20 protein-coding genes are annotated in these 20,226 nt (G+C 43.3%); 10 read left to right on the top strand and 10 right to left on the bottom strand.

Annotated features, from left to right (window positions below; genetic code table 11):
* Positions 1 to 106 precede the first annotated feature (106 nt).
* A complete protein-coding gene (locus AC4MCC_RS01860; RefSeq protein ID WP_419374508.1) occupies positions 107 to 733 on the top strand; it encodes a class I SAM-dependent methyltransferase in 627 nt (208 codons plus the stop codon).
* On the opposite strand, the gene AC4MCC_RS01855 is transcribed toward AC4MCC_RS01860, so the two are convergent.
* Positions 730 to 1,314 carry a hypothetical protein gene (locus AC4MCC_RS01855; RefSeq protein ID WP_302700376.1) on the bottom strand — a complete coding sequence of 195 codons (585 nt, stop codon included), beginning with the start codon at positions 1,312 to 1,314 and terminating at the stop codon, positions 730 to 732. The two genes, AC4MCC_RS01860 and AC4MCC_RS01855, sit on opposite strands and share 4 nt — an antisense overlap.
* 26 nt (positions 1,315 to 1,340) lie before the next feature.
* Complete coding sequence (locus AC4MCC_RS01850; protein WP_004787020.1) at positions 1,341 to 1,808, bottom strand: Holliday junction resolvase-like protein; 468 nt, start codon at positions 1,806 to 1,808, stop codon at positions 1,341 to 1,343.
* 123 nt (positions 1,809 to 1,931) lie between these two features.
* Here AC4MCC_RS01850 and AC4MCC_RS01845 point away from each other — a divergent pair, with 123 nt between their 5' ends.
* The 5 genes from AC4MCC_RS01845 to AC4MCC_RS01825 all read left to right on the top strand — a co-directional run bounded on the left by AC4MCC_RS01845 (position 1,932) and on the right by AC4MCC_RS01825 (position 7,243).
* Positions 1,932 to 2,576, top strand: a complete 645-nt coding sequence (locus AC4MCC_RS01845; RefSeq protein WP_419364104.1) for a ParA family protein — start codon at positions 1,932 to 1,934, stop codon at positions 2,574 to 2,576.
* Between the two features lie 133 nt (positions 2,577 to 2,709).
* Positions 2,710 to 3,858 (top strand): AI-2E family transporter, encoded by a 1,149-nt coding sequence (locus AC4MCC_RS01840; RefSeq protein ID WP_491885625.1) that lies wholly within the window; start codon positions 2,710 to 2,712, stop codon positions 3,856 to 3,858.
* A 110-nt stretch (positions 3,859 to 3,968) separates the two neighbouring features.
* Positions 3,969 to 4,511 (top strand): superoxide dismutase family protein, encoded by a 543-nt coding sequence (sodC, locus tag AC4MCC_RS01835; RefSeq protein ID WP_180168071.1) that lies wholly within the window; start codon positions 3,969 to 3,971, stop codon positions 4,509 to 4,511.
* A gap of 142 nt (positions 4,512 to 4,653) precedes the next feature.
* Positions 4,654 to 6,819, top strand: coding sequence for a YccS family putative transporter (yccS, locus tag AC4MCC_RS01830; RefSeq protein ID WP_491885624.1), 2,166 nt, complete (start codon positions 4,654 to 4,656; stop codon positions 6,817 to 6,819).
* Between the two features lie 127 nt (positions 6,820 to 6,946).
* A complete protein-coding gene (locus AC4MCC_RS01825) occupies positions 6,947 to 7,243 on the top strand; it encodes a DUF3817 domain-containing protein (protein ID WP_004787034.1) in 297 nt (98 codons plus the stop codon).
* Between the two features lie 211 nt (positions 7,244 to 7,454).
* Here the strand turns inward: AC4MCC_RS01825 and craA are convergent, their stop codons facing one another.
* The 4 genes from craA to AC4MCC_RS01805 form a co-directional block, all read right to left on the bottom strand.
* A complete protein-coding gene (gene craA, locus AC4MCC_RS01820; protein ID WP_491885623.1) occupies positions 7,455 to 8,684 on the bottom strand; it encodes a chloramphenicol efflux MFS transporter CraA in 1,230 nt (409 codons plus the stop codon).
* 259 nt (positions 8,685 to 8,943) lie between these two features.
* Entirely contained in the window at positions 8,944 to 9,519 is a 576-nt protein-coding gene (locus AC4MCC_RS01815) for a hypothetical protein (RefSeq protein ID WP_491885622.1), read from the bottom strand.
* Between the two features lie 79 nt (positions 9,520 to 9,598).
* On the bottom strand, positions 9,599 to 9,976 hold the full coding sequence (locus AC4MCC_RS01810; protein WP_312210962.1) for a hypothetical protein: 378 nt from the start codon (positions 9,974 to 9,976) through the stop codon (positions 9,599 to 9,601).
* 142 nt (positions 9,977 to 10,118) lie between these two features.
* Complete coding sequence (locus AC4MCC_RS01805) at positions 10,119 to 11,528, bottom strand: FAD-binding oxidoreductase (protein ID WP_491885621.1); 1,410 nt, start codon at positions 11,526 to 11,528, stop codon at positions 10,119 to 10,121.
* A 354-nt stretch (positions 11,529 to 11,882) separates the two neighbouring features.
* On the opposite strand from AC4MCC_RS01805, the gene serA reads away from it, so the two are divergent.
* Both serA and AC4MCC_RS01795 read left to right on the top strand, forming a co-directional pair.
* Positions 11,883 to 13,115, top strand: a complete 1,233-nt coding sequence (gene serA / locus AC4MCC_RS01800; protein WP_005233651.1) for a phosphoglycerate dehydrogenase — start codon at positions 11,883 to 11,885, stop codon at positions 13,113 to 13,115.
* A 126-nt stretch (positions 13,116 to 13,241) separates the two neighbouring features.
* Positions 13,242 to 14,108 (top strand): EamA family transporter, encoded by an 867-nt coding sequence (locus AC4MCC_RS01795; protein WP_491876488.1) that lies wholly within the window; start codon positions 13,242 to 13,244, stop codon positions 14,106 to 14,108.
* Between the two features lie 44 nt (positions 14,109 to 14,152).
* On the opposite strand, the gene AC4MCC_RS01790 is transcribed toward AC4MCC_RS01795, so the two are convergent.
* Entirely contained in the window at positions 14,153 to 15,301 is a 1,149-nt protein-coding gene (locus AC4MCC_RS01790) for a hypothetical protein (RefSeq protein WP_491885620.1), read from the bottom strand.
* Between the two features lie 333 nt (positions 15,302 to 15,634).
* Here AC4MCC_RS01790 and AC4MCC_RS01785 point away from each other — a divergent pair, with 333 nt between their 5' ends.
* Positions 15,635 to 16,519, top strand: a complete 885-nt coding sequence (locus AC4MCC_RS01785) for an EamA family transporter (protein ID WP_491885619.1) — start codon at positions 15,635 to 15,637, stop codon at positions 16,517 to 16,519.
* A 71-nt stretch (positions 16,520 to 16,590) separates the two neighbouring features.
* Here the strand turns inward: AC4MCC_RS01785 and AC4MCC_RS01780 are convergent, their stop codons facing one another.
* The 3 genes from AC4MCC_RS01780 to truB all read right to left on the bottom strand — a co-directional run bounded on the left by AC4MCC_RS01780 (position 16,591) and on the right by truB (position 18,874).
* The gene (locus AC4MCC_RS01780) at positions 16,591 to 17,058 is read right to left on the bottom strand and encodes a hemerythrin domain-containing protein (protein ID WP_180179401.1); all 468 of its coding nucleotides are present in this window, start codon (positions 17,056 to 17,058) and stop codon (positions 16,591 to 16,593) included.
* A gap of 127 nt (positions 17,059 to 17,185) precedes the next feature.
* Positions 17,186 to 17,953 (bottom strand): sulfite exporter TauE/SafE family protein, encoded by a 768-nt coding sequence (locus AC4MCC_RS01775; RefSeq protein ID WP_004787054.1) that lies wholly within the window; start codon positions 17,951 to 17,953, stop codon positions 17,186 to 17,188.
* Between the two features lie 15 nt (positions 17,954 to 17,968).
* Positions 17,969 to 18,874, bottom strand: a complete 906-nt coding sequence (gene truB / locus AC4MCC_RS01770; protein WP_491885618.1) for a tRNA pseudouridine(55) synthase TruB — start codon at positions 18,872 to 18,874, stop codon at positions 17,969 to 17,971.
* A 153-nt stretch (positions 18,875 to 19,027) separates the two neighbouring features.
* Here truB and AC4MCC_RS01765 point away from each other — a divergent pair, with 153 nt between their 5' ends.
* Complete coding sequence (locus tag AC4MCC_RS01765; RefSeq protein ID WP_491885617.1) at positions 19,028 to 20,056, top strand: lipase secretion chaperone; 1,029 nt, start codon at positions 19,028 to 19,030, stop codon at positions 20,054 to 20,056.
* Positions 20,057 to 20,226: the final 170 nt, after the last annotated feature.

The following is a 20,226-nucleotide window of genomic DNA, read 5'->3' as shown; positions in this document are numbered from 1 at the left end:
GTTGAAATTAGTAACAAGTTGATCAATTTTGGTGAGCGGAGGGCTTTAGCTAACCCTGTTATTTTCAGTTAATCTAAGCCTGTCTAAGAATCATTTGAATGCGACCATGCTGTATAAATTCTATCAACAACATATTTTTCCGCATCTGCTGAATCAGGTCATGCAGACCCCATCCCTGATGAATTTACGCCGTGAATTATTGTTGCCTATTACAGGTGAAGTCCTAGAAATTGGCTTCGGTACAGGATTGAATCTGCCTTTTTATCAGGCCGTCGATAGAGTCTATGCGCTGGAACCTAACCTGGACATTTTTAAACTGGCTGAGCAGCGCATCAGTCAAAGCCCTTTTGCAGTCGAACAGATTCAGGCCCGTGCAGAAGCTCTGCCTTTCGCAGAAAATAGTCTGGAAAATATCGTATCAACCTGGACCTTATGTAGTATTCCAGATCTGCACCAAAGTCTGCATGAAATTTACCGGGTTCTGAAGCCAGGCGGCCATTTTCATCTGGTTGAGCATGTATTAAACCGAGAGCATCTCAACATTCAGCGCTTACAGCATTTACTCACCCCGATTCAGAAGAAAGTGGCAGATGGCTGTCATCTTAACCGGGATATTGAAACCGCTCTTTTAGAGGCTGGGTTTGAACTGGATGAAGTTCATTATATCGATGCAGAAGGTATTCCAAAGATTGGCCAGCGTATGCTGTTAGCTAGAGCGCATAAACCGCTTTAATCCAGCACTTTTAAATCAGTTATTCTAAACAGGCGGCATTGGGCTGATTTTGGATTGCTTTTTCCAACCTGAAATTCTTGCTGGCTGGTCGCTGATTTGACCTGTACCCAGTCACCTTGCAGCCAAATCCGCTGATCTGCTTTTAAACGGCGAACCTTATTGGCAACAGCTTCGCTGGCGGCAATCACACTCAGGTTCAGCAAATGAGGTTGAATGTTCGCAGGATTGGCTTGTGCGTCTGTAGCGGTCATATTAAAACAACGCCTGTCCTGCTCAAGCTTGAATGGTTTAAATACAGCACTGGATACTTCCGGTACTGCCAGTAACAGATCAATATTACTGACATAGGCCAGATCATTAAAACTTCCCACCACCGGACTGGCTGGATGAATGGTACGGCGCTCAGGCCCATAATACTGTTTAGCCAGTACGCGATATTCAGCCTGATGCGGCTCAATCGATTCTACCTGAAAATTTTTGAGTACTCCGGCCTGCTCCAGATTCGGAATCGCCCGAAAGTATTCCGACCAGATCCATAGTCCAAGCGCAAACAGTGCTGCGGCAATAATCAGTTTATCCATAGTGTAGCGTTGAAGCTTGCTGTCCTTCAGTCTTCAAAATCAATCCGGATAGTCTCAAAACGTACCCGCCCTTCCTGAATGGCTTGAGCAATTGCCATCTGGCCTTTGGTCAGACGTGCACCACCACTTTTAATATCAATCAAAACCACTTCAATATCTTCAGCCAGCCCCTCACCGTCACGAAAATCGGTATAGCCATCAAAGACCACATAATCCACCGGATCACCTAAAAATTTGGCATCACTAGGCAGATATTGAAACTCTGGCATGATCGGTGCCAACTGCTCGGCCATTTTGCCTTTGAGTACCGCACGACTGGTATTCACACTGCGTTTTTGTGCAGCAACTAAAGCTTGCTGATGTTCCAGCTCCAGCTCGGCAATATATTGTTCATATTCTGCTTTAATTCGACCATTTCGCGTCTGGCCCAGAATCAGGGTAGTTAAAACTACTCCAATACAGGCACCAATCAGCATGGCCATTCCAATGGACATTCAATCTTCCTAATCTGCTTTATTTTGCTGCCTACCTTCGACTGAAGTTGAAAGGGTCTGCCATCCAGTAAGCCTGCAAAGAATGATATGCTAGGCGGGAGCAGAATTAAATCATCCCGGGTCATGAAAACTATTTTAGTTGCAAATCAGAAAGGTGGCTGTGGTAAAACCATTACTGCAATTAGCCTGGCAGCTGCCCTGGCACAAAAGGGTTATAAAGTTGCTCTGGCTGATGCGGACAGCCAGAAATCGACCTTGCAATGGCTGAAACATCGCCCAAAAGATGCCGCACCGATTCAGAGTCTGGACTGGCGAAATGCCAAATCGATTGGAGATGCGCCTAAAAACTTGGAATATCTGATTATCGATGCACCCGGAGCGCTGAATGAAGATCATGCCGAACAGCTAATTAGTGAAGCAGATGCCATCATTACCCCGCTGCAGCCTTCATTTTTTGATATTGATTCTACGCGCCGTTTTCTCAAGCATTTGCATGATATTAAACGTATCCGTAAAGGCAAGGTTGAAATTCTGCTCCTCGCTAACCGCACCAAACCTAATGCAGCCAGCAATCAGGACATTCAGCAGTTTTTCAATAAAATTGATCAGCAACCGGTCGCCTGGATTTCTGAACGTGCGCCTTATAGCCGGCTGGCCATGCAAGGCCTGTCTATTTTTGATAAACAGCAGAAGATGTACCGGGAATTACAGGATCAATGGCAACCTTTATTGAATGCCATTATTGACGATCCAAGCCAATGGTTCTAGTTCTGTTATTTTTAGCCTCTTCTTTTTATTCTTAGGAAAATAATCGTACTACTTCCTGCACTATCGTTTTCGATCGCTTTTTTTTCAGTTAATATGCCTGACACAACCTAAAAAAAATGAGCTTCTAAATTCAGTGCAACAGTACGCGCCTACACTACAAAAAGTCTTATTATTTGGACTGTTTTTCATTCTGATTTTTTTGAGTTTTCACATACTCAAGTATTTCATCATTCCTGTAGTTTGGGCAGCCATTATTGCGTACATGACTTGGCCGCTGTATCAGTCGATCTTAAGAATGAGTGGCAATCGGCCGACGCTGAGCGCGACTATAATGATTCTGGGTGTAATTCTGGTATTTGGTCTGCCTTTTATCTTTGCCATTTTTATGCTGCAACACGAAGGCCGGAATCTGTATTTTGAATTACAAAAACAGGTATTCTCAGGTCATCTTAGTGTTCCTGATTTTATTCGCGGCCTGCCACTTGTGGGTAAGGAAATTACCCGTACCCTGAATGAGATAAATGCCGATCCAAACAGTATTGCACAGACCATTTCAGCCTGGATTCAGGGTCATCTGAATTATGGTAAAGTCGTACTGAATGAAATCAGTAAAAACGTCTTCAAGCTGTGTTTTGCCGTACTGTCGTTATTCTTCTTCTACCGTGATGGCCATACCATTCTGAATCAGGTGCGTAAAGCCTTTGAGATGGTAGTCGGTCCACGTATTCATCATTATCTGGCGACAATTTCAGATACCACACGTGCGGTGGTCTATGGCGTAGGCTTAACAGCAATTGCCCAGTCTTTGCTGGCAGGTATCAGCTACTTTGTGGCTGGCGTACCGAACCCGATGGTACTGACCATTATCACCTTTATTTTTGCCTTAATTCCTTTTGGCCCTCCGGTTGCTTATGGTGCAGTTTCGCTATGGCTATTCTCGCAAGGACAGACTATTGAAGCCGTTGGCGTCATGGTCTGGGGTGTCTGTATTGTGAGTACAGCGGATAACGTGATTCGTCCACTGGTCATTTCAGGCGCAACACAAATTCCATTCCTGCTGATCATGTTTGGTGTCTTGGGTGGCATTGCCAGTTTTGGTCTGGTCGGTGTCTTTATTGGACCAGTGATTCTGGCGGTACTACTGGCCATCTGGCGTGAATGGCTGCATGAAAGCAACCTGAACGAACCTTTGATGATGCCTAAAGCCACTATGGCGCATGAGGTTGAACCGAAGAAAAAATTCCGTCTGCGCCGTAACAAGGCACCGAAATCACAAAACTGACTGGCTTAAACAAATTAAAACATTTAAGTACTGATTTTCTATAGTGCTTTTGGTCTTGCTCTGTTTCAATAGATTCCGAAAAGCAGAATAAAGATCAAGGTGTGATAATTATGTCTTCATTATTTAAACTTACAGCTTTGTGCGCAGTCAGTGCAGCACTTTTTACCGGTTGCGCTTCAACCTCTACTTCGACTGAAAATGTTAAAACCGTGACCCTGAATGCAGTTTCTGCACAGGGCGTCGGTGAATCGATTGGTACCGTATTATTGAGTGACAGCCCGGCTGGCTTGGTGATTCGTACTAATCTGAAACAGCTTCCTGCGGGTGAGCGTGGTTTCCACATTCATGAAAATGGTTCATGTGCACCGGGTGAAAAAGATGGCAAACCAGGTGCTGCACTTGCTGCCGGCAGTCACTACAACCCGAATCAGGCACCTCATCATGGCACACCAGTGACGGGTCATTTGGGTGACTTACCAGCCCTTAAAGTAAACACTGATGGTACAGCACGTGTGACTCTGCTTGCGCCACGCCTGAAACTGGCAGATGTTCAGGGTCGTGCCATCATGGTTCATGCAGGCGGTGATAACTATTCAGATGAACCGCAACCATTAGGCGGCGGCGGTGAACGTATTGCGTGCGGCGTGATCTGATTTATCACAGATTATTAGCATTCAAAAACGGGCTTCTTGCCCGTTTTTTAGTAGACATTTCTTTTGAAATTGGCGCTTAAATTGCATTTAAAACCGGCAGTCAAATACCACGGATCATATTCTTGTGAATAGCTCAGATTCCATGTTGCATCCTCTTCATCACATACTTAAAAAAGCCCTGTTGCCTTTTCAGTCCAGTGCCTTGATAACTTATTGTTTGCAGATGTTTATTGTGCTTTCAGGGACAACTTTTGGCCTAAAACTTCTCGGCTATGAGACTTTGATTGTTCCGGTCACTTTAGGGGCAATTGCCACTGCTCTGACCGATTTTGATGACCGTTTAAGTTTAAGGCTACGCAATCTGGGGCTGGTCATGCTGCTGTTTTTTGCAGTCAGTAGTATGCTGGAATTTCTGCATCCCTATAAAATCTGGTTTGCACTCTGGCTATCACTTTCTAGTGCCGTATTTATCTTAATGGGGGCTTTGGGACAGCGTTATGCCACCATTTCATTTGGCACTGTATTGCTGTCCATTTACACCATGTTTGGCTTGGGAGAATATGGACACTGGTATGAGCAGCCGCTGTATTTTGTAGTTGGGGTGCTGTGGTATGGCCTGACTTCTATTCTATTCTATATGATTCGCCCCACCTTGCAGGTTCAGGAAAATCTGTCCATCAACCTGCAACAGATGGCCGAACTGCTATCGACTAAAGCCAAATTATTTGATCCTGATAATCAGAATAATGTTGAGCCGCTGCTCTATGAGCTTTCCTTAAAAAATACCCAAGTCATTGAAAGCTTTAATCGTACCAAAGATTCTTTACTGACCCGACTCAAAGCCTCACGTCCGAATCATAAAACTATTTACTGGCTGAATCTTTATTTTCTGACTCAAGATATCCATGAGCAGGCGACTGCCAACTATCTGCATTATGAGCAGATTCACCAGCATTTTAGCCGTACCGATCTGATCTTTCGGATTCAGAAAAATATTCACTTGCAGGCACTTGCTTGCCAGCAATTGGCTGCATGTGTACTACGCAACGAAACTTATCAGCTTCCTGAACAGCATCAGCTGGCACTCAAAGCATTAGAAGCTTCCATGCAGGATTGGATTGCGCAGCATCCCAATAATATTGAAGTGAAAAACTTACAGCTCATTCTGAGCAATCTGCTGAGTGTGCATGAACAGCTGCAACATTTGCAGGATGGACAAGCCATTTACCGTCCGGATTATCCAAAGCATTTTGATGATTCCAGCCTGTTTGATGATGATCTGCGTGGACCCGCGGATTTCTGGCTGAAATTAAGACCCCATTTGGGACCGCAATCGGCGCTGTTTCGTCATGCGGTGCGGATCGCTTTGGTCTTTCTGGTCGGCTATGCAATTTCCCTATTGCCCTTTGCCAAAAATGGCTACTGGATATTGCTGACCAGTTTATTTGTCTGCCAGATCAGTTATTTCGCCACCAAAAGCCGTTTAAAGCTACGGACTTTGGGTACATTGCTCGGCGTCATTCTGGGCATTCCGATCCTGTATTTTGTGCCAAGTATTGAAGGCCAATTGCTGCTCACAGTTATTTTCGGTGTCGGCTTTTTCTATTTACGTTCCAAGAAATATGCCATGGCCACATTGATGGCAACCTTGGTGGTACTGCTGATTTTCAATCTGAAAGGCGCTGGCTATGCAGTCATTCTGCCCCGCATTATCGATACCCTGATTGGCTGTCTGATCGCCTGGCTGGCGGTCAGCTGCATCTGGCCAGACTGGAATTTCCGTAATATTTCCAGCAACATCAAAAAATCTTCCCAAGCGACGCTGAACTATTTACTGGCTATTCTGGAGCAATATCAGCATGGCAAAAATAACAGCATTGCTTATCGGACAGCACGTCGTTTGGCCCACAATGCCCAGATTGACCTTTCCAATATGATTTCCAGTCTAAGTACCGAACCGAATCCAGATCCGGTGCTGATTCGCAATGCCTTCCGTTATCTGGTTTATAGCCACAGTCAGCTCAGTTATATTTCCGCATTGGGTAGCCATCGTGAACAGGTATCTGATCCGCAAATTCTGCAACTGCTTTCTGCCTGTCAGCAGACCTTAACCTCTGCCCTATCAAATCCTGAAAATGTACCGCAGCAGGACATTCAAGGCCAATTGGCAGAAATCCGGCAACTGAGTCAGCAGGAACATATTTCCACCCACCTGCTGCTGGTACTTAAACAGATCAGTCTTTTACTGGAAACCTTGCCTGAATTATTGTCTCTAAGACAGCAATTACTGGCAGTTGAAATCAAATAACCAAGCGGAGCACTAGGATATAAGTATTTAAAATAATTCATTTTATTCTATAAATTTCATTTTGCTTAAATCGGCAGATTGGGTACACTCAAGCCTGACTGAATAGAACATAGAAGAGTAAGCGCGCGTGAATATTAAAACTTTACGTCTGGTTGGATTGCTTGAAGGTATTTCATTTCTGCTGCTGTTATTTATTGCAATGCCGGTCAAGTACATGATGGATAACCCGATTCTGGTGAAATATATCGGCATGGGTCATGGCGTTCTTTTCGTGCTTTTTCTTGTAGTGTTATTTGCAGTATGCGAAAAACAGAAATGGTCTCTGAGTATGTTTATTCTGGGCTTGATCGCTTCGATTCTGCCGTTTGGACCATTTATCTTTGATATGAAATTAAAAAAGTTAGAGCAGCCGGCTGAAGCTTAACTTTTGAATTCTAATTATTATTAAATCCATCATGGACGTTTTCTCTCCTTTTAGGAGATGAGCAGCACTGCTGCGCAAGGGTGAGGTTATTTTATTAATATTTCCCTCTCTCACTCTCTCCCATAGGGAGAGAGAACATTTAATACTTGTATTTGAGACACATAAAGTAAATAGCTTCATTTAATTAAACATTTACAAAGGAGGAGCTTCTTTAAAACTCCCCTCGCCCTTTTCTTTCCAGCATCACCTGTTTCAGCTGCATACGCGGCAAGCTAAACCAGAGTGCAATTAAAATAAATGAGGCACCGCAGTAAGCCCAAAGATCAAAAGCTTCATATGCAATTCTGACCACTTCAATCACGATAAAGAAACTCAGCATCATTAAGATAGATACCGTTGCCGCAACCGTGCCTTTAGACACTTCAGATGACATCAAGGCAAAACGGTACAATACCGAAAAGCTGATCCCTTCACCCAGACTGATGCAAGTGGTACCGATAATCAGGCAATGCAGAAAATAATCCGGAATCAACATTCCCACTAACAACAAAATGGTTCCGAACAGCATCAATGGCACACCCAGCATTACTGTTTTACCGAGCGGCATCTTGTCGATAATTTTTAGCAGAATGATATTGCCCAGAATCAGGCCACCCAATACCGGAAACTGAGCCAGGCCATATTGCATGCTGCTCAAGCCTAGCTCTTCAACCAGAATCACGGGAGATAAGGCAATCCATAGCATCAATGGCAAGCTCACCAGTGGCAATGCCATAGACATGATCACAAAACGCTTATTTTTCAGAACCTGTTTAAAGTCATCGATAATATAGCTAAGTGGCTGTTTGGGAATACTGATGTTCGGATTCGGCATTTTCGCTTTCAGTCCAAACCAGCTCAAAAATGCCAGACAGGCGATGCCAATAAAGCCCCAGTGCCATGAGACATGATCAATCATAAAGGCACCGACCACTGGCCCTAAAAGGGGTGCCAGCAAGGAAACATTGGCCATGAGTGCCATGACTTTAATGGCATCGCGTTCTTCAAAACTTTCCTGAATCGCGGCATAACCTACAGCAGCAATAAAGGACAAGCCAAAACCTTGTAAAAAGCGCAGGAACAGGAAGCTTTGAATAGTCGGTGTGAGTAAGATCGCCAGACAGCAGATCACAAAAAATGCCACGCCACCGAGCAAGACTTTTTTACGGCCTAAACGGTCCGATAAGGGTCCTAAAATTGCGGCAACAAATGCTCCACCTAGCAGGAAAAAGGACATGGAAGATGGTGCCCAGGAACTGCTCACGCCAAAATCACGGGTAATGGCTAACATGGCCGGCTGGATCAGGTCATTACAGATATAGACGGAGAATTCAAACAGAACCAGTGCCAGTGGGAACATCAGTGTGGCACGGGTCAGTTTGTGGGTTTGGGCATTTTGCATGGGAGTTGTTATTGCCAGTCTATCCGTTAATAGCAGACCGAACTTTATCTAAAATAGAGAAGAATAATTTTAGCAGAGTACTATTTTTAAATCCGTTCTCTTTTTGAATGGTCTAATCAAAATATTATATTTTCTCTTTCTGAATTAACCTCAAATCATCCGGTTCATAAGCACGAGTGAAAAACTAAAAAATTTATAGCTCTTCCAAGTTAATTCAATAAAGATTATATATTTTATATACTTATGATAATTAATTAAATTATACAGTATTCCAGTCTTGAAACCATTTTTCTTTTCTAGAATCTTCAAAAGGAAGAAGTTGTTCTACTAACTCTATAATCAGTTGATCAATATCTTTTGCTATCGAATATCCTAAAGTTATTTTAGAAATACTCCCACTTTTTAATTGGTCACTACAGTCCAATCTAGAGTAATGATAGTTGGCCCTATCCGTAATAAATTTATCAATATAATCAATATGCCCTTCTGCTGAAAAATGGTCTTGAGGAAAAAACCTTACCAAACTTAACCAACAGAATCTTAAGAACCATATTAAATCTTCATTACCTTTCATCATATTAAGCGTGATACCACTATCCCAATTGACATGACAATTTAAATAGACTTCTCTTTTCAGATCAGGTAAAGAAAAAATAAAAATTTTATCTGCCCCTAGCTCATTATCTTTCTCACGATACAATAATTTTTCTCGTAGGATTTTTTCTGATTTTATTTTATCGCAGTTAGTATAAAACCTATTTAAGTAGAATAGTGAGAGTGAAGCTAAAAATCCCCCAATAACACCAATTGTGGCGGCTAATATATTTGAGTCCATTAACTTCCCTTTTCTAAAACAAAAAAGCGCATCAATAAGATACGCTTTTAACGAAGTTTTGTTTAAAGATCAAACATTATTATGGACAGACTGCTTTCTGGAAAGTTTTGGTATTTGAACCGCGTACACACTGATAGAGCTTTTCAGTATTGTTCATTTTCCAGTTTTTCTCTTCTTTTCTAAAATGATAAATGGTTTGAATCGATCTCACCGAATCATCCATCAAACCTGTTTCAGTCACTTTTACCTGTCCAACCGTTGGTGACTCAACACGATTAAAGAACTGACGTATCTCGACTGTTGCCAGTTCTTCACGCAGGTCAGGCCTCATCTTAAGCACCTGATCCAAAGGTGTATCTGAAGAAGACTGCACTTTTGCAATCACTTTCTGGGTGGTTGTACAACCTGATGTCATCACACCCAGACCTAAAATTGTAACCGCCAATAACCGTAACATATTGTTTAACCCAGATTATCTTTATTATGCAGAAATTATCATGCCGGGCTTTTCAGCTTAACGCTATTTAGACTCTGTAAGTCCAGTTACAGAGTAATAAAAAAAGCGCACCTTTCGATGCGCTTTTGTAAATCTATTCTGATTAAAGATCGAATAGTTTGCCTGGGTTCATGATGCCATTTGGATCGAACACTTTTTTCAGTGCTTTCATATATTCGATTTCTTCAGCGGAACGAGTGTATTCAAGATAAGGTTTCTTGGTCATACCTACGCCGTGTTCTGCAGAAATTGAACCATCGTATTTTTTCACAGTATCAAATACGTACTTGTTCACGACTTGGCATTTTGCAAAGAATTCATCTTTGGTCAGGTCAGCCGGTTTCAGGATATTCAAGTGCAGGTTACCGTCACCGATATGACCGAACCAGCAGATTTCGAAGTCTGGGTAGTTTTCATTCACGATCGCATCGATTTCTTTAATAAAAGCTGGTACGTGAGTGATCAGTACAGAGATGTCATTTTTGTACGGAATGAATGGAGCGATCGACTCAGAGATGTCTTCACGCAGACGCCATAAGCTATGTACTTGCTCAAGACTTTGGCTCATCACGCCATCCAGCACCCAACCCTGTTCCATACAGTGCTCGAAGATTTCCATCGCCTTGTCCATAATCGGCTCAAACGGCGCTTCAAATTCAAGCAATACATAGAATGGACATTCAGTTTCAAATGGACGCTGTACGTGACCATTGGCCAATACTTTTTGCATCGCCAGCTCACCGAAGAACTCGAATGCAGTCAGGTCGATTTTTGCCTGGAAGGCATGTAACACTGGCATGATCGCATCAAAATCAGGGACGCCTAGTACCAGCACTTGCAGGTCGTGTGGCTGACGCTCAAGTTTGATTTCTGCTTCAGTGACTAAACCTAAAGTACCTTCACCACCGATGAACAGGTGTTGTAACGCATAACCAGTCGCGTTCTTGATCATGCCCTTGTTCAGACGCAGCACATCACCTTTACCGGTCACTACAGTCAGGCCAAGCACCCAGTTACGGGTCATGCCGTATTTGATCACTTTAATACCGCCGGCATTGGTGCCGATGTTCCCGCCGATCTGGCTTGAACCAGAAGAGGCAAAATCTACCGGGTAATACATGCCCTGCTCTTCAGCATAGTTTTGCAACTGTTCAGTCACCACACCTGCCTGTACGCACACCATACGGTCTGCGGGGAAGAATTCCAGAATCTGGTTCATCTTATCCATGCTCACCACAATCTCGCCATTCGCAGCGACAGCGCCTGCAGAAAGACCAGTACGACCACCTGATGGTGTTACTGCAACATTGAACTGATTGGCAAGCTTCACAATTGCTTGAACCTGTTCAGTTGAAGATGGGAAAACGATGACCGATGGGTTTGGATCAAAGTGTTTGGTATGATCACGACCCCAATTCTGGAGGCTGTCCGCATCAGTTTTAATACGGTTTTCACCCACAATTGCAGTCAATTGGGTCAATAACTCTGGGGTTAAAGCGACTGGAGCATTCATCGTTTGCAGACCTAGCATGAATTAAACAAGAGAGACCTCGCCAGTTTATTTGTATATTTTTCAGGCATTAAAACCTGTATACAAAGCAGGCGAAACATGATGATTAAAGCGCCAAAACTGGCAGCTTAAACAGCATGGCGCAATATTATAAGCTATTTTTGGGGCTTTCCCTTAAAAAATGACAATTTTGATAATATACCTTTGAAAATGATAGTTTAATTCAACCAGTTCTATCATTTTCACTACTATCACTTGCAAAAATAGCTGATATTGTAGTCATCAAGGAAATGTATAACCGCCCCATTCCTGTGCTATTATACGGCGACTAAATTTGGCCTTTGTAGCGGAGCCGTAATGAGCCAACATCTATCTCTACCTAAAGATAAAATCCGTTTTCTATTGTTAGAAGGCGTTCACCAGAACGCAATCGACACATTGAATGCAGCTGGATATACCAATATCGACTATCGCAAAACAGCGCTTGAGGGTGAAGCACTGAAAGAAGCGATTAAAGATGCACACTTCATTGGTATCCGTTCCCGTACTCAGCTCACTGAAGAAGTGTTTGAAGCTGCGAACAAACTGATCGCGGTAGGCTGTTTCTGTATCGGTACCAACCAGGTGAACCTGGATGCAGCAATGCGTCGCGGTATTCCGGTATTCAACGCACCGTATTCAAATACACGTTCGGTTGCTGAACTTGTACTTGCTGAAGCGATTCTTCTGCTTCGCCGTGTACCTGAAAAATCTACAGATACACATGCAGGCGGCTGGAACAAATCTGCTGTAGGTTCGTTCGAAACTCGTGGTAAGACTTTAGGTATCGTTGGTTACGGTTCAATTGGTTCACAACTTTCTGTCCTTGCTGAAAGCCTGGGTATGAAAGTGATCTATTTCGACACAGTGACTAAATTACCACTCGGTAATGCACGTCAGGTCGGCACAATGGGCGAACTTCTTGCAAATGCTGATGTTGTTTCTATTCACGTTCCTGATGTTCCGTCTACACGTAACTTCATGACCAAAGAACAATTCGCGCAAATGAAAGAAGGCTCAATCTTCATCAATGCGGCACGTGGTACATGTGTGGTAATCGAAGATCTGGCTGAAGCGTTGAAATCTGGCCATCTTGCGGGTGCTGCGGTTGACGTATTCCCGAAAGAGCCTAAAGCAAATGGCGAAGAATTCGTTTCTCCATTACGTAATATTCCAAATGTGATCCTGACTCCACACGTAGGCGGTTCTACCATGGAAGCTCAGGCGAACATCGGTCTGGAAGTTGCTGAGAAATTTGTAGCTTATTCAGATAAAGGTATGACGCTTTCTGCGGTGAACTTCCCAGAAATCGCGCTTCCATTAACTGAAGGCAAACACCGTCTGCTTCACATCCACAAAAACATTCCGGGTGTGTTGTCTAAGATCAACAACCTGTTTGCTGAACACGGCATTAACATCTCTGGTCAGACTTTAATGACCAAAGGCGATGTGGGTTACCTAGTGATGGATGTAGACGCAACTGCATCTCAGGAAGCACTCGATACTCTACACAACCTTGAAGGTACAATCCGCGTTCGCGTATTGTTCTAATTCAGGTTTTTAAAAAGCCACAGTCTTCGGGCTGTGGTTTTTTTATTGCTTAAAGGTTTTTATTTTTAAGCCTTACTCAGCTGATGCTGCTCTTCCGCTCTTCGAGAAATCGAAACAAATTTAGTCATGCCAAATCTTAAAATTGCACCTATGGTGCAAGCGCCGCTGATTCTGCTGATCGCGATGATCAGCATGCAGAGCAGCGGCTCCTTTGCCAAATATCTGTTTGGCCAGTTCCCGATCTTGACCGTTTCCGCAATGCGCCTACTTCTTGGTGCATTAATTTTGGCGCTCATTTTTAAAATCTGGCAGATCAATTTCCGCCAGGTCAAATGGCCAGCCATTATCAGTTATGGCTTGGCATTAGCTGGCATGAATATGCTGTTTTATCTGGCAATTGACCGATTGCCGATTGGAATCGCAGTCTCTTTTGAATTTATTGGCCCCTTAAGTGTTGCCCTGTTTTATGCCCGGCAGAAATTTGATTTTATTTGGGTGGGATTGGCCATTCTGGGGCTGGTTCTGTTGTTTCCCTTTGATCAGGCTGCACAACCGCTTGACCCGATGGGCATCCTGTTTGCCTTAGGTGCAGGTTCCTGCTGGGCACTATATATCGTGGCCGGACAAAAGCCTTCGGGTGTATCAGGGAATCATACCGTGTGTCTAGGCATGTTCGTGGGCATGCTGGTGCTAATGCCGATTGCCCTGTTTGCGGGAATGCCTGCTCATATATTTGAACCGATTAGCCTCATGTATTTTGTTATTTTGGCTACTCTTGCAAGTGCCTTACCCTTTACCCTGGAAATGATTGCACTGCGTAATTTAACTGCTTTGAGTTTTGGCACCTTGATGAGCCTAGAACCTGCGGTTGCAGCACTCTCCGGTTTTGTATTCTTAGGCGAGACTTTATTGTGGACACAATGGCTGGCGCTGGCCACTATTATCAGTGCATCGATTGGCTGTACGGTGACGATACAAAGAAGAAAACACTAAATAAAAAAGGCGCTCAAGCGCCTTTTTTTATGACCTATTTAATTTTAGCGTGGTGTTGCATCCTTAATAGCTGTATTTAATGCAGTAGCTGCTGTCACATTATAGCCATCACATGCCGAAGCAAGATGGTCATACAGGTAATCTGTCCATTTGAGCATTAGAGGAGTTGCACCCTCTTCCCTTAAATTGTCCAAGGCAGCTTTTCTTGCTTGAGCAATATAATCGGCATGATCAATATGCTCCCCATGTTCCGAGAAAGTGCTTGAATAAATTTCACCCTGATATTCGATCGCCCCAAAGTATTTGTAATATTGCTGGGCATCGTCTTTATATTCGGCTTTTTTAAATTTCAGGTTAGCCATCGTGCCATCTAAAATGGTTTTCGCCATCTCTTGAACAGACTCGCCTGTCTGCCATTCAGCCAGTGTACGATAGCCAGTTTTGATATCCGGATCAAATTCAATAAATTCTTCTTCAGGATGCTGAGCCAGAATACGGAAACATTTAGATCCGTTCGGGAAAGTACGTGCCTTCTGCAAACCGACAAAATTGGTAGCAAACTGATTGTAATATTTACGTTCAGCATCCGTGGTATCAGTATCAAAGAAAACTCTGGTCTCGGTATCGTCATACATCTTCACGACAGCAATATTGGTACGTTCAGTTAATGCTTTACCTGACAGGTCATACCACTCCAGGTGTCGATGATTGCTGATGTTATTTTCCGGAATAGTGACAGGACGACTGGTAAATTGTTCAGAAGTATTTTCCAATACCTTTTCCAGTTTATAGCCTAATGCTGTACGGGCACGATCTGCAGGGAATACACCTTTCTCTGTAACATAAATTGGGAAGGTCATATCTTCATCAAGATCATATTCAGTATCAACAGCCCGGTTATCATCTGCATATAAGATGCCGTCAGTAATTTTATTTTTATGACTGGCCAATAGAAGCTTTTCCGACTCCATATCTGAAGCATCAATATTCGGCAGGTTGAACTGATAGGTATAGAATTCAGAAATCGTATCTGATGTTCCATCACCATTATCCGGAGTTCCAGGATTGCTCGGATTACCAGGATTGGTTGGGGTTGGTTGACCTGCGACTGGCTCGTTATTATCAGAATCAGAGCCACCACATGCAGTCAGCATAAGGCTCAAGACAGCACAAGAGAGTAATCTTAATTTCATTATTATCTACCTTATTATTTTTTCATCGTTTTATTTTTCATTGTTATTTTAAAGTTGACCCAAATCATGAGGTCTAAGTCATTTTAATAAATATAAAATTAAGATCAAATTAAAAAATTGATTAATTTGTAACCACAATCTCATCAATAATTCATTTTGAATTTAATTTTTTCGGTGAGGGACGAAATCAAAAATTTAAATTCACTGATCCAAAATCTGCTTCGTATTCACAAAATATTCGTCTGCCCTACTCATCAAAAATTAACCAGTTTGATATACTTCCGCTTTCTTCTGTATCTCGATTATACCCTTCTGGTATAAGTAGTTTCTCCCATGCCAAACGTCCAACTTCTTGCTGTGTTGTACATGGTTCTCTCCATGACTTCATACCAGATCAGTGCATCCTTCGCCAAGCAACTTTTCCTGGTGCTTGACCCGATCACCGTCACTATTTTAAGACTCTGCTTTGCCGCCATTATTGTCTGTGTCATGTTCCGTTCCTGGAAAGTTATTCGACGTTTACAATTCCTGAAATGGCGGGATCTGCTCTGCTATAGTGCTTCTCTGGGTGTGATGAATATCCTGTTCTATATGTCGCTCGGGAAACTCCCGCAAGGGATTGCAGTCGGACTGGAATTTATTGGTCCGCTAGGACTAGCGTTAATCTCAATTCAGAACCGCAAGGACTATGTCTGGGTGTTACTGGCAATTTTAGGTATCGTGCTGATGGTGCCATGGGGGGAAGCCAATAGCAGTAACTTTGATCTGTTTGGTGCAGCCTGTGCCCTAGGGGCTGGCCTCTGCTGGGCGCTGTATATCTATTTTGGGCAACGCGTGGTACAGCAAAATATCGGGATGCATGCACTGACGATTGCCATCAGTATTTCAGCCCTGTGTTTGCTACCAATCGGACTGTATAACAATGCTCCTGCGCTCATTGATACCCAATACTGGGGCAAGGCCATTACCATCGCAGTACTGGCAACCGCTATTCCTTATGCGCTGGATTTAAAAGCGCTCCAGTACTTGAATAAAACCAGTTATGGCACGCTTTCCAGTCTGTCTCCAGCTCTGGCAGCACTGGTAGGTTTTATCTTGCTGGGTGAAAAAATTACGCTACTTCAGACAGTCGCGCTGGTTTGTATTATGCTGGCTTCAGTTGGCGTGACCATGCGGGAAGCACGGCAGCAGTATAAAACCCGGAAAATAGAAAGCTGAATAAATAAAAAAGATGGCACTCTGGCCATCTTTTTTTGTTATGAAAATTTGAATTTAAATAAATTTAAATATTAGCTTTTAACCAGCATGTCTTTTTTCATTTTTTTATAACGCTGATATTCAGTTTTGTACTGATCCGCTAAAGCCTGTTTTTGTTCATCGCCCAGAATTTTTCCGGCCTGCTGGAAGAAAGCATGCTCTTCTTCTTTCAAATGATGATGAACCTTATCTGACAGTCTCTTGGCAATTGCAATCCAGCTTGGGCTACTAAATTCAGTTTCAGTCAGTTCCTCAATCATTTCATCCATTTCATGATGTTCTGCCAAGGCATGACGGGTAATGTTCAGGCCGGGATCTGTCATCATCAAGGGAATATAAAAGTAACGGTCTTCTGCCGTTTCATGCGCAAACAGTTCATTCTTCAGCTGCTTGAACAACTCACGACGTTCTGGTGAATCCCCCGAAGTTTGCAGTAATTTTTCTGCCAGATCACGCTGGATTTCATGACTTTCTCTTAATGCTTCAAAAATGGTGGTCATGTAATTGTTCTCCTGTTTTTGTCATGCCTTTGCTTCAGCATAGAGTGAAACCGGCAAATGGTCAGGAATATTTATAAGGCGAATTTGTATAAAAAACTTTAATATTGAGAATAGTTTACATCTATTTTTAGGCTAAAAACATCTGATAAGCCATACGGCAAATCAGCAAACTGACCAGGATCAGAAACAGAATCCGGATAAAACCGCTGCCATATTTAAAAGCCAATTTAACTCCTAACAGCGAACCGCAAATATTCGCAGCTGCCATCATGGCACCCACCAGAAATAGCACATGACCTGTAGGAATAAAGAAACTCAGTGCCGCAAGATTGGTAGTGAAATTGGCAATTTTCGATAAAGCTGAGGCATGCAAGAAATCCACGCTCAGATAACGAATAAAGAAAAAGATAAAGAAACTGCCTGTCCCCGGGCCAAAAATTCCGTCATAAAAACCGATGGCCAGGCTGCCTAGTGCTGCCAGTATCAGCATCTTTTTATTCAGCTTTTGTTCGACATGTACCCGTCCGAACTGCTTTTTCATGAATGTATAGATTGCAATCACGATCAGCATGATCAGCACAAAAGGCTTGAGAATATCCACCGGAATCAAGGTGACACTGGCTGCTCCAATAAATGAGCTAATAAAGCTGCACAGCGCAATTACACCAAGTAAAACCCAGGGCAGTTTGACCTGTCTAAGATAGGAAAAGGCTGCCGATCCTGTACCAAAAATAGAGGCCAGTTTGTTAGTGCCAAATACCGTGGCGGGTTGCAACTGCGGCAGGCTACTCATAATTGCCGGGATCTGGATCAGACCACCACCACCGACGGCAGCGTCAATTGCTCCGGCCATAAAGGCAAAAAGCACCAGACTGAGGATAATCTCGATGTCCATTGTTATTCAACGCGACTAGAGATTAAGAACACGTTTGGGTACCAGACGTTTTTTATCCGTGATTTCAGCCAGGCCTAAGCATTTTTCGCCATCAAAGACCAGCACCTGCGGCTCTGCCGGATGGTCGATATTACTTTCCATACCCCGGCTAAAATATTCTGCACGGCCTTCCGGTGCCTGAATCTGCGGGAAATGCTGTACCGGGGCATAAGCCGGCAGTAATAGTGCTTCACGGTCTGCCTCAGTCAAGCTTTCCAGATATTCAATGGTATAGCTTGGAATAATTTCAAAATGACCAGTTTGAGTACGGTGCAGATAAGTCAGATGACCATAAGTACCGAGTGCTTTGGCAATATCTTCGCCGAGTACCCGGATATAAGTGCCTTTGGAACAGGTCACATCCAAAGTAATACTATTTTCAGTAAAGGATAAAAGCTCAATTGCATAAATGGTAATTGGACGTGCTTCACGTTCGATTTCAATGCCCTTACGCGCCAGCTCGTACAGCGGACGACCTTCCTTTTTCAGAGCCGAATACATCGGTGGCACTTGCTGGATCTCACCGATAAACTTGGCAATTGTCTCCTGAATCAACTCTTCATTCAGTTCAGGGACTGGCTTTTCTAGCAGTATGTCCCCTTCGACATCACCTGTGGTGGTGCTATGTCCTAGAAAAACTGTGGTCTGGTAACGTTTGGTTGAATCCAGCAGATAATGCGAAAACTTGGTCGCCTCACCCAGACAGATCGGTAAAAGACCGGATGCCAAGGGATCTAGTGCACCAGTATGTCCAGCTTTTTGCGCACGATATAACCAGCGTACTTTTTGCAATGCAGCATTGGAGCTGATGCCTAGAGGCTTATTTAATAGAAATACACCGCTGATATGACGACGCTGAATTTTAGGAGATGAGGATTTCATGGCAAAAAGTCAGACATTTTATAAATTGGCGCAATGGTAAAACCCCTACCAATTATTTACAACTTTTCTACAGCATATAAGGTGCAATATCTCCTATTCTGCCGAATGCAAAATTTAAAATAATCCGATAATTAAAATAAAGGTGCATAGGATATGCAGAAATATAAACTATGGATCGTGATTGCGCTCATCGTATTGTGCTTGATTACCCTGATTCTATGGCTTGCTCCTAGGGATGAAGCACAGGCACGTGTCTCAGACCCGCAATCCACCAATGAAAGCAGCGCTCAGCAGGCAGCAGCACTGGCCAATGGCCCCGTAAATAACATATTCCCGAGTCCAAGCCAGCAGGATACGGAAATTAATTGCCAGATGCAGATGGATGCCAGCAATCGCCTGATTGTCAATGAACAGACCCGTAACTGTTTTGAATATTTTATTACCCAATATGGGGAAAAAACCCTCGAACAAATCCAGCGAGATTTTAAGGCCTATATTCAACAAAATTATCAGGAACCTGCGTTATCACAGGTTCTGGATCTCTGGGACCGTTATATCCAGTATCGTCAAGGCTTAGGAGAACTGACTCCACCTGCAGGTCTGGATCAGGAAGATCCGGCTTACTACCGCAGTATCTATGCCAGCACCCAGAATCTACGTAAGCGCTTTTTCTCTGATTATGAAATTGAAGGCCTGTTTGGCACTGAAGATACCTATCATGAATATACCTTAGACCGGATGGCAGTCATGGCGGATAAAAAGCTGAGCGAAGCAGAAAAAGCTCAGAAGCTAAAAGAACTGTTTGCGCAGTTACCGAAGGATTGGCAAGAAAATCTGGAGCAGCTGAATAAACTGGAAGATCTGCGTAAACTTACCGCTGATATTAAAGCGCGTGGTGGTTCTGCTGAAGAAATCCGTCAGATGCGCCTGAATCTGGTCGGGCCTGAAGCAACCCAACGTCTGGAAAAACTCGATGATGAACGTGCGACTTGGAAATCGAACGTGACTCGTTACTTGGGCGAGCGCGATAACATCCTAAAAAGTGGCCTGAGTGAAAATGCCAAACAGCAGGCAGTTGATCAGTTGCGTCAGAAACATTTCCAGCGCCCTGAAGAACGGCTCCGTGTAGGTACATTTGAACAGGTCCATGATCAGGGTGGAACCTTACCCTTTGCCAATTAATTTTCAGCTAAAATTGCTCATTGACGCCGTAGCTAAAACAGTACTGCTACGGCGTCGAATATCTTCTCCTACTCCCTTTCTTTTTGTCTCATCTCTTATATAAAAACAGTAACGACGATCATCTATTTTGGGAGTTTAACAAAGCCATTTCCCTCTGAAAGCCTTGATTT

It is taken from the genome of Acinetobacter sp. CAU_H_56 (assembly GCF_058599425.1).
The sequence above is the reverse complement of the archived record's forward strand: the minus strand, read 5'-3'. Positions and strand labels throughout refer to the sequence as shown.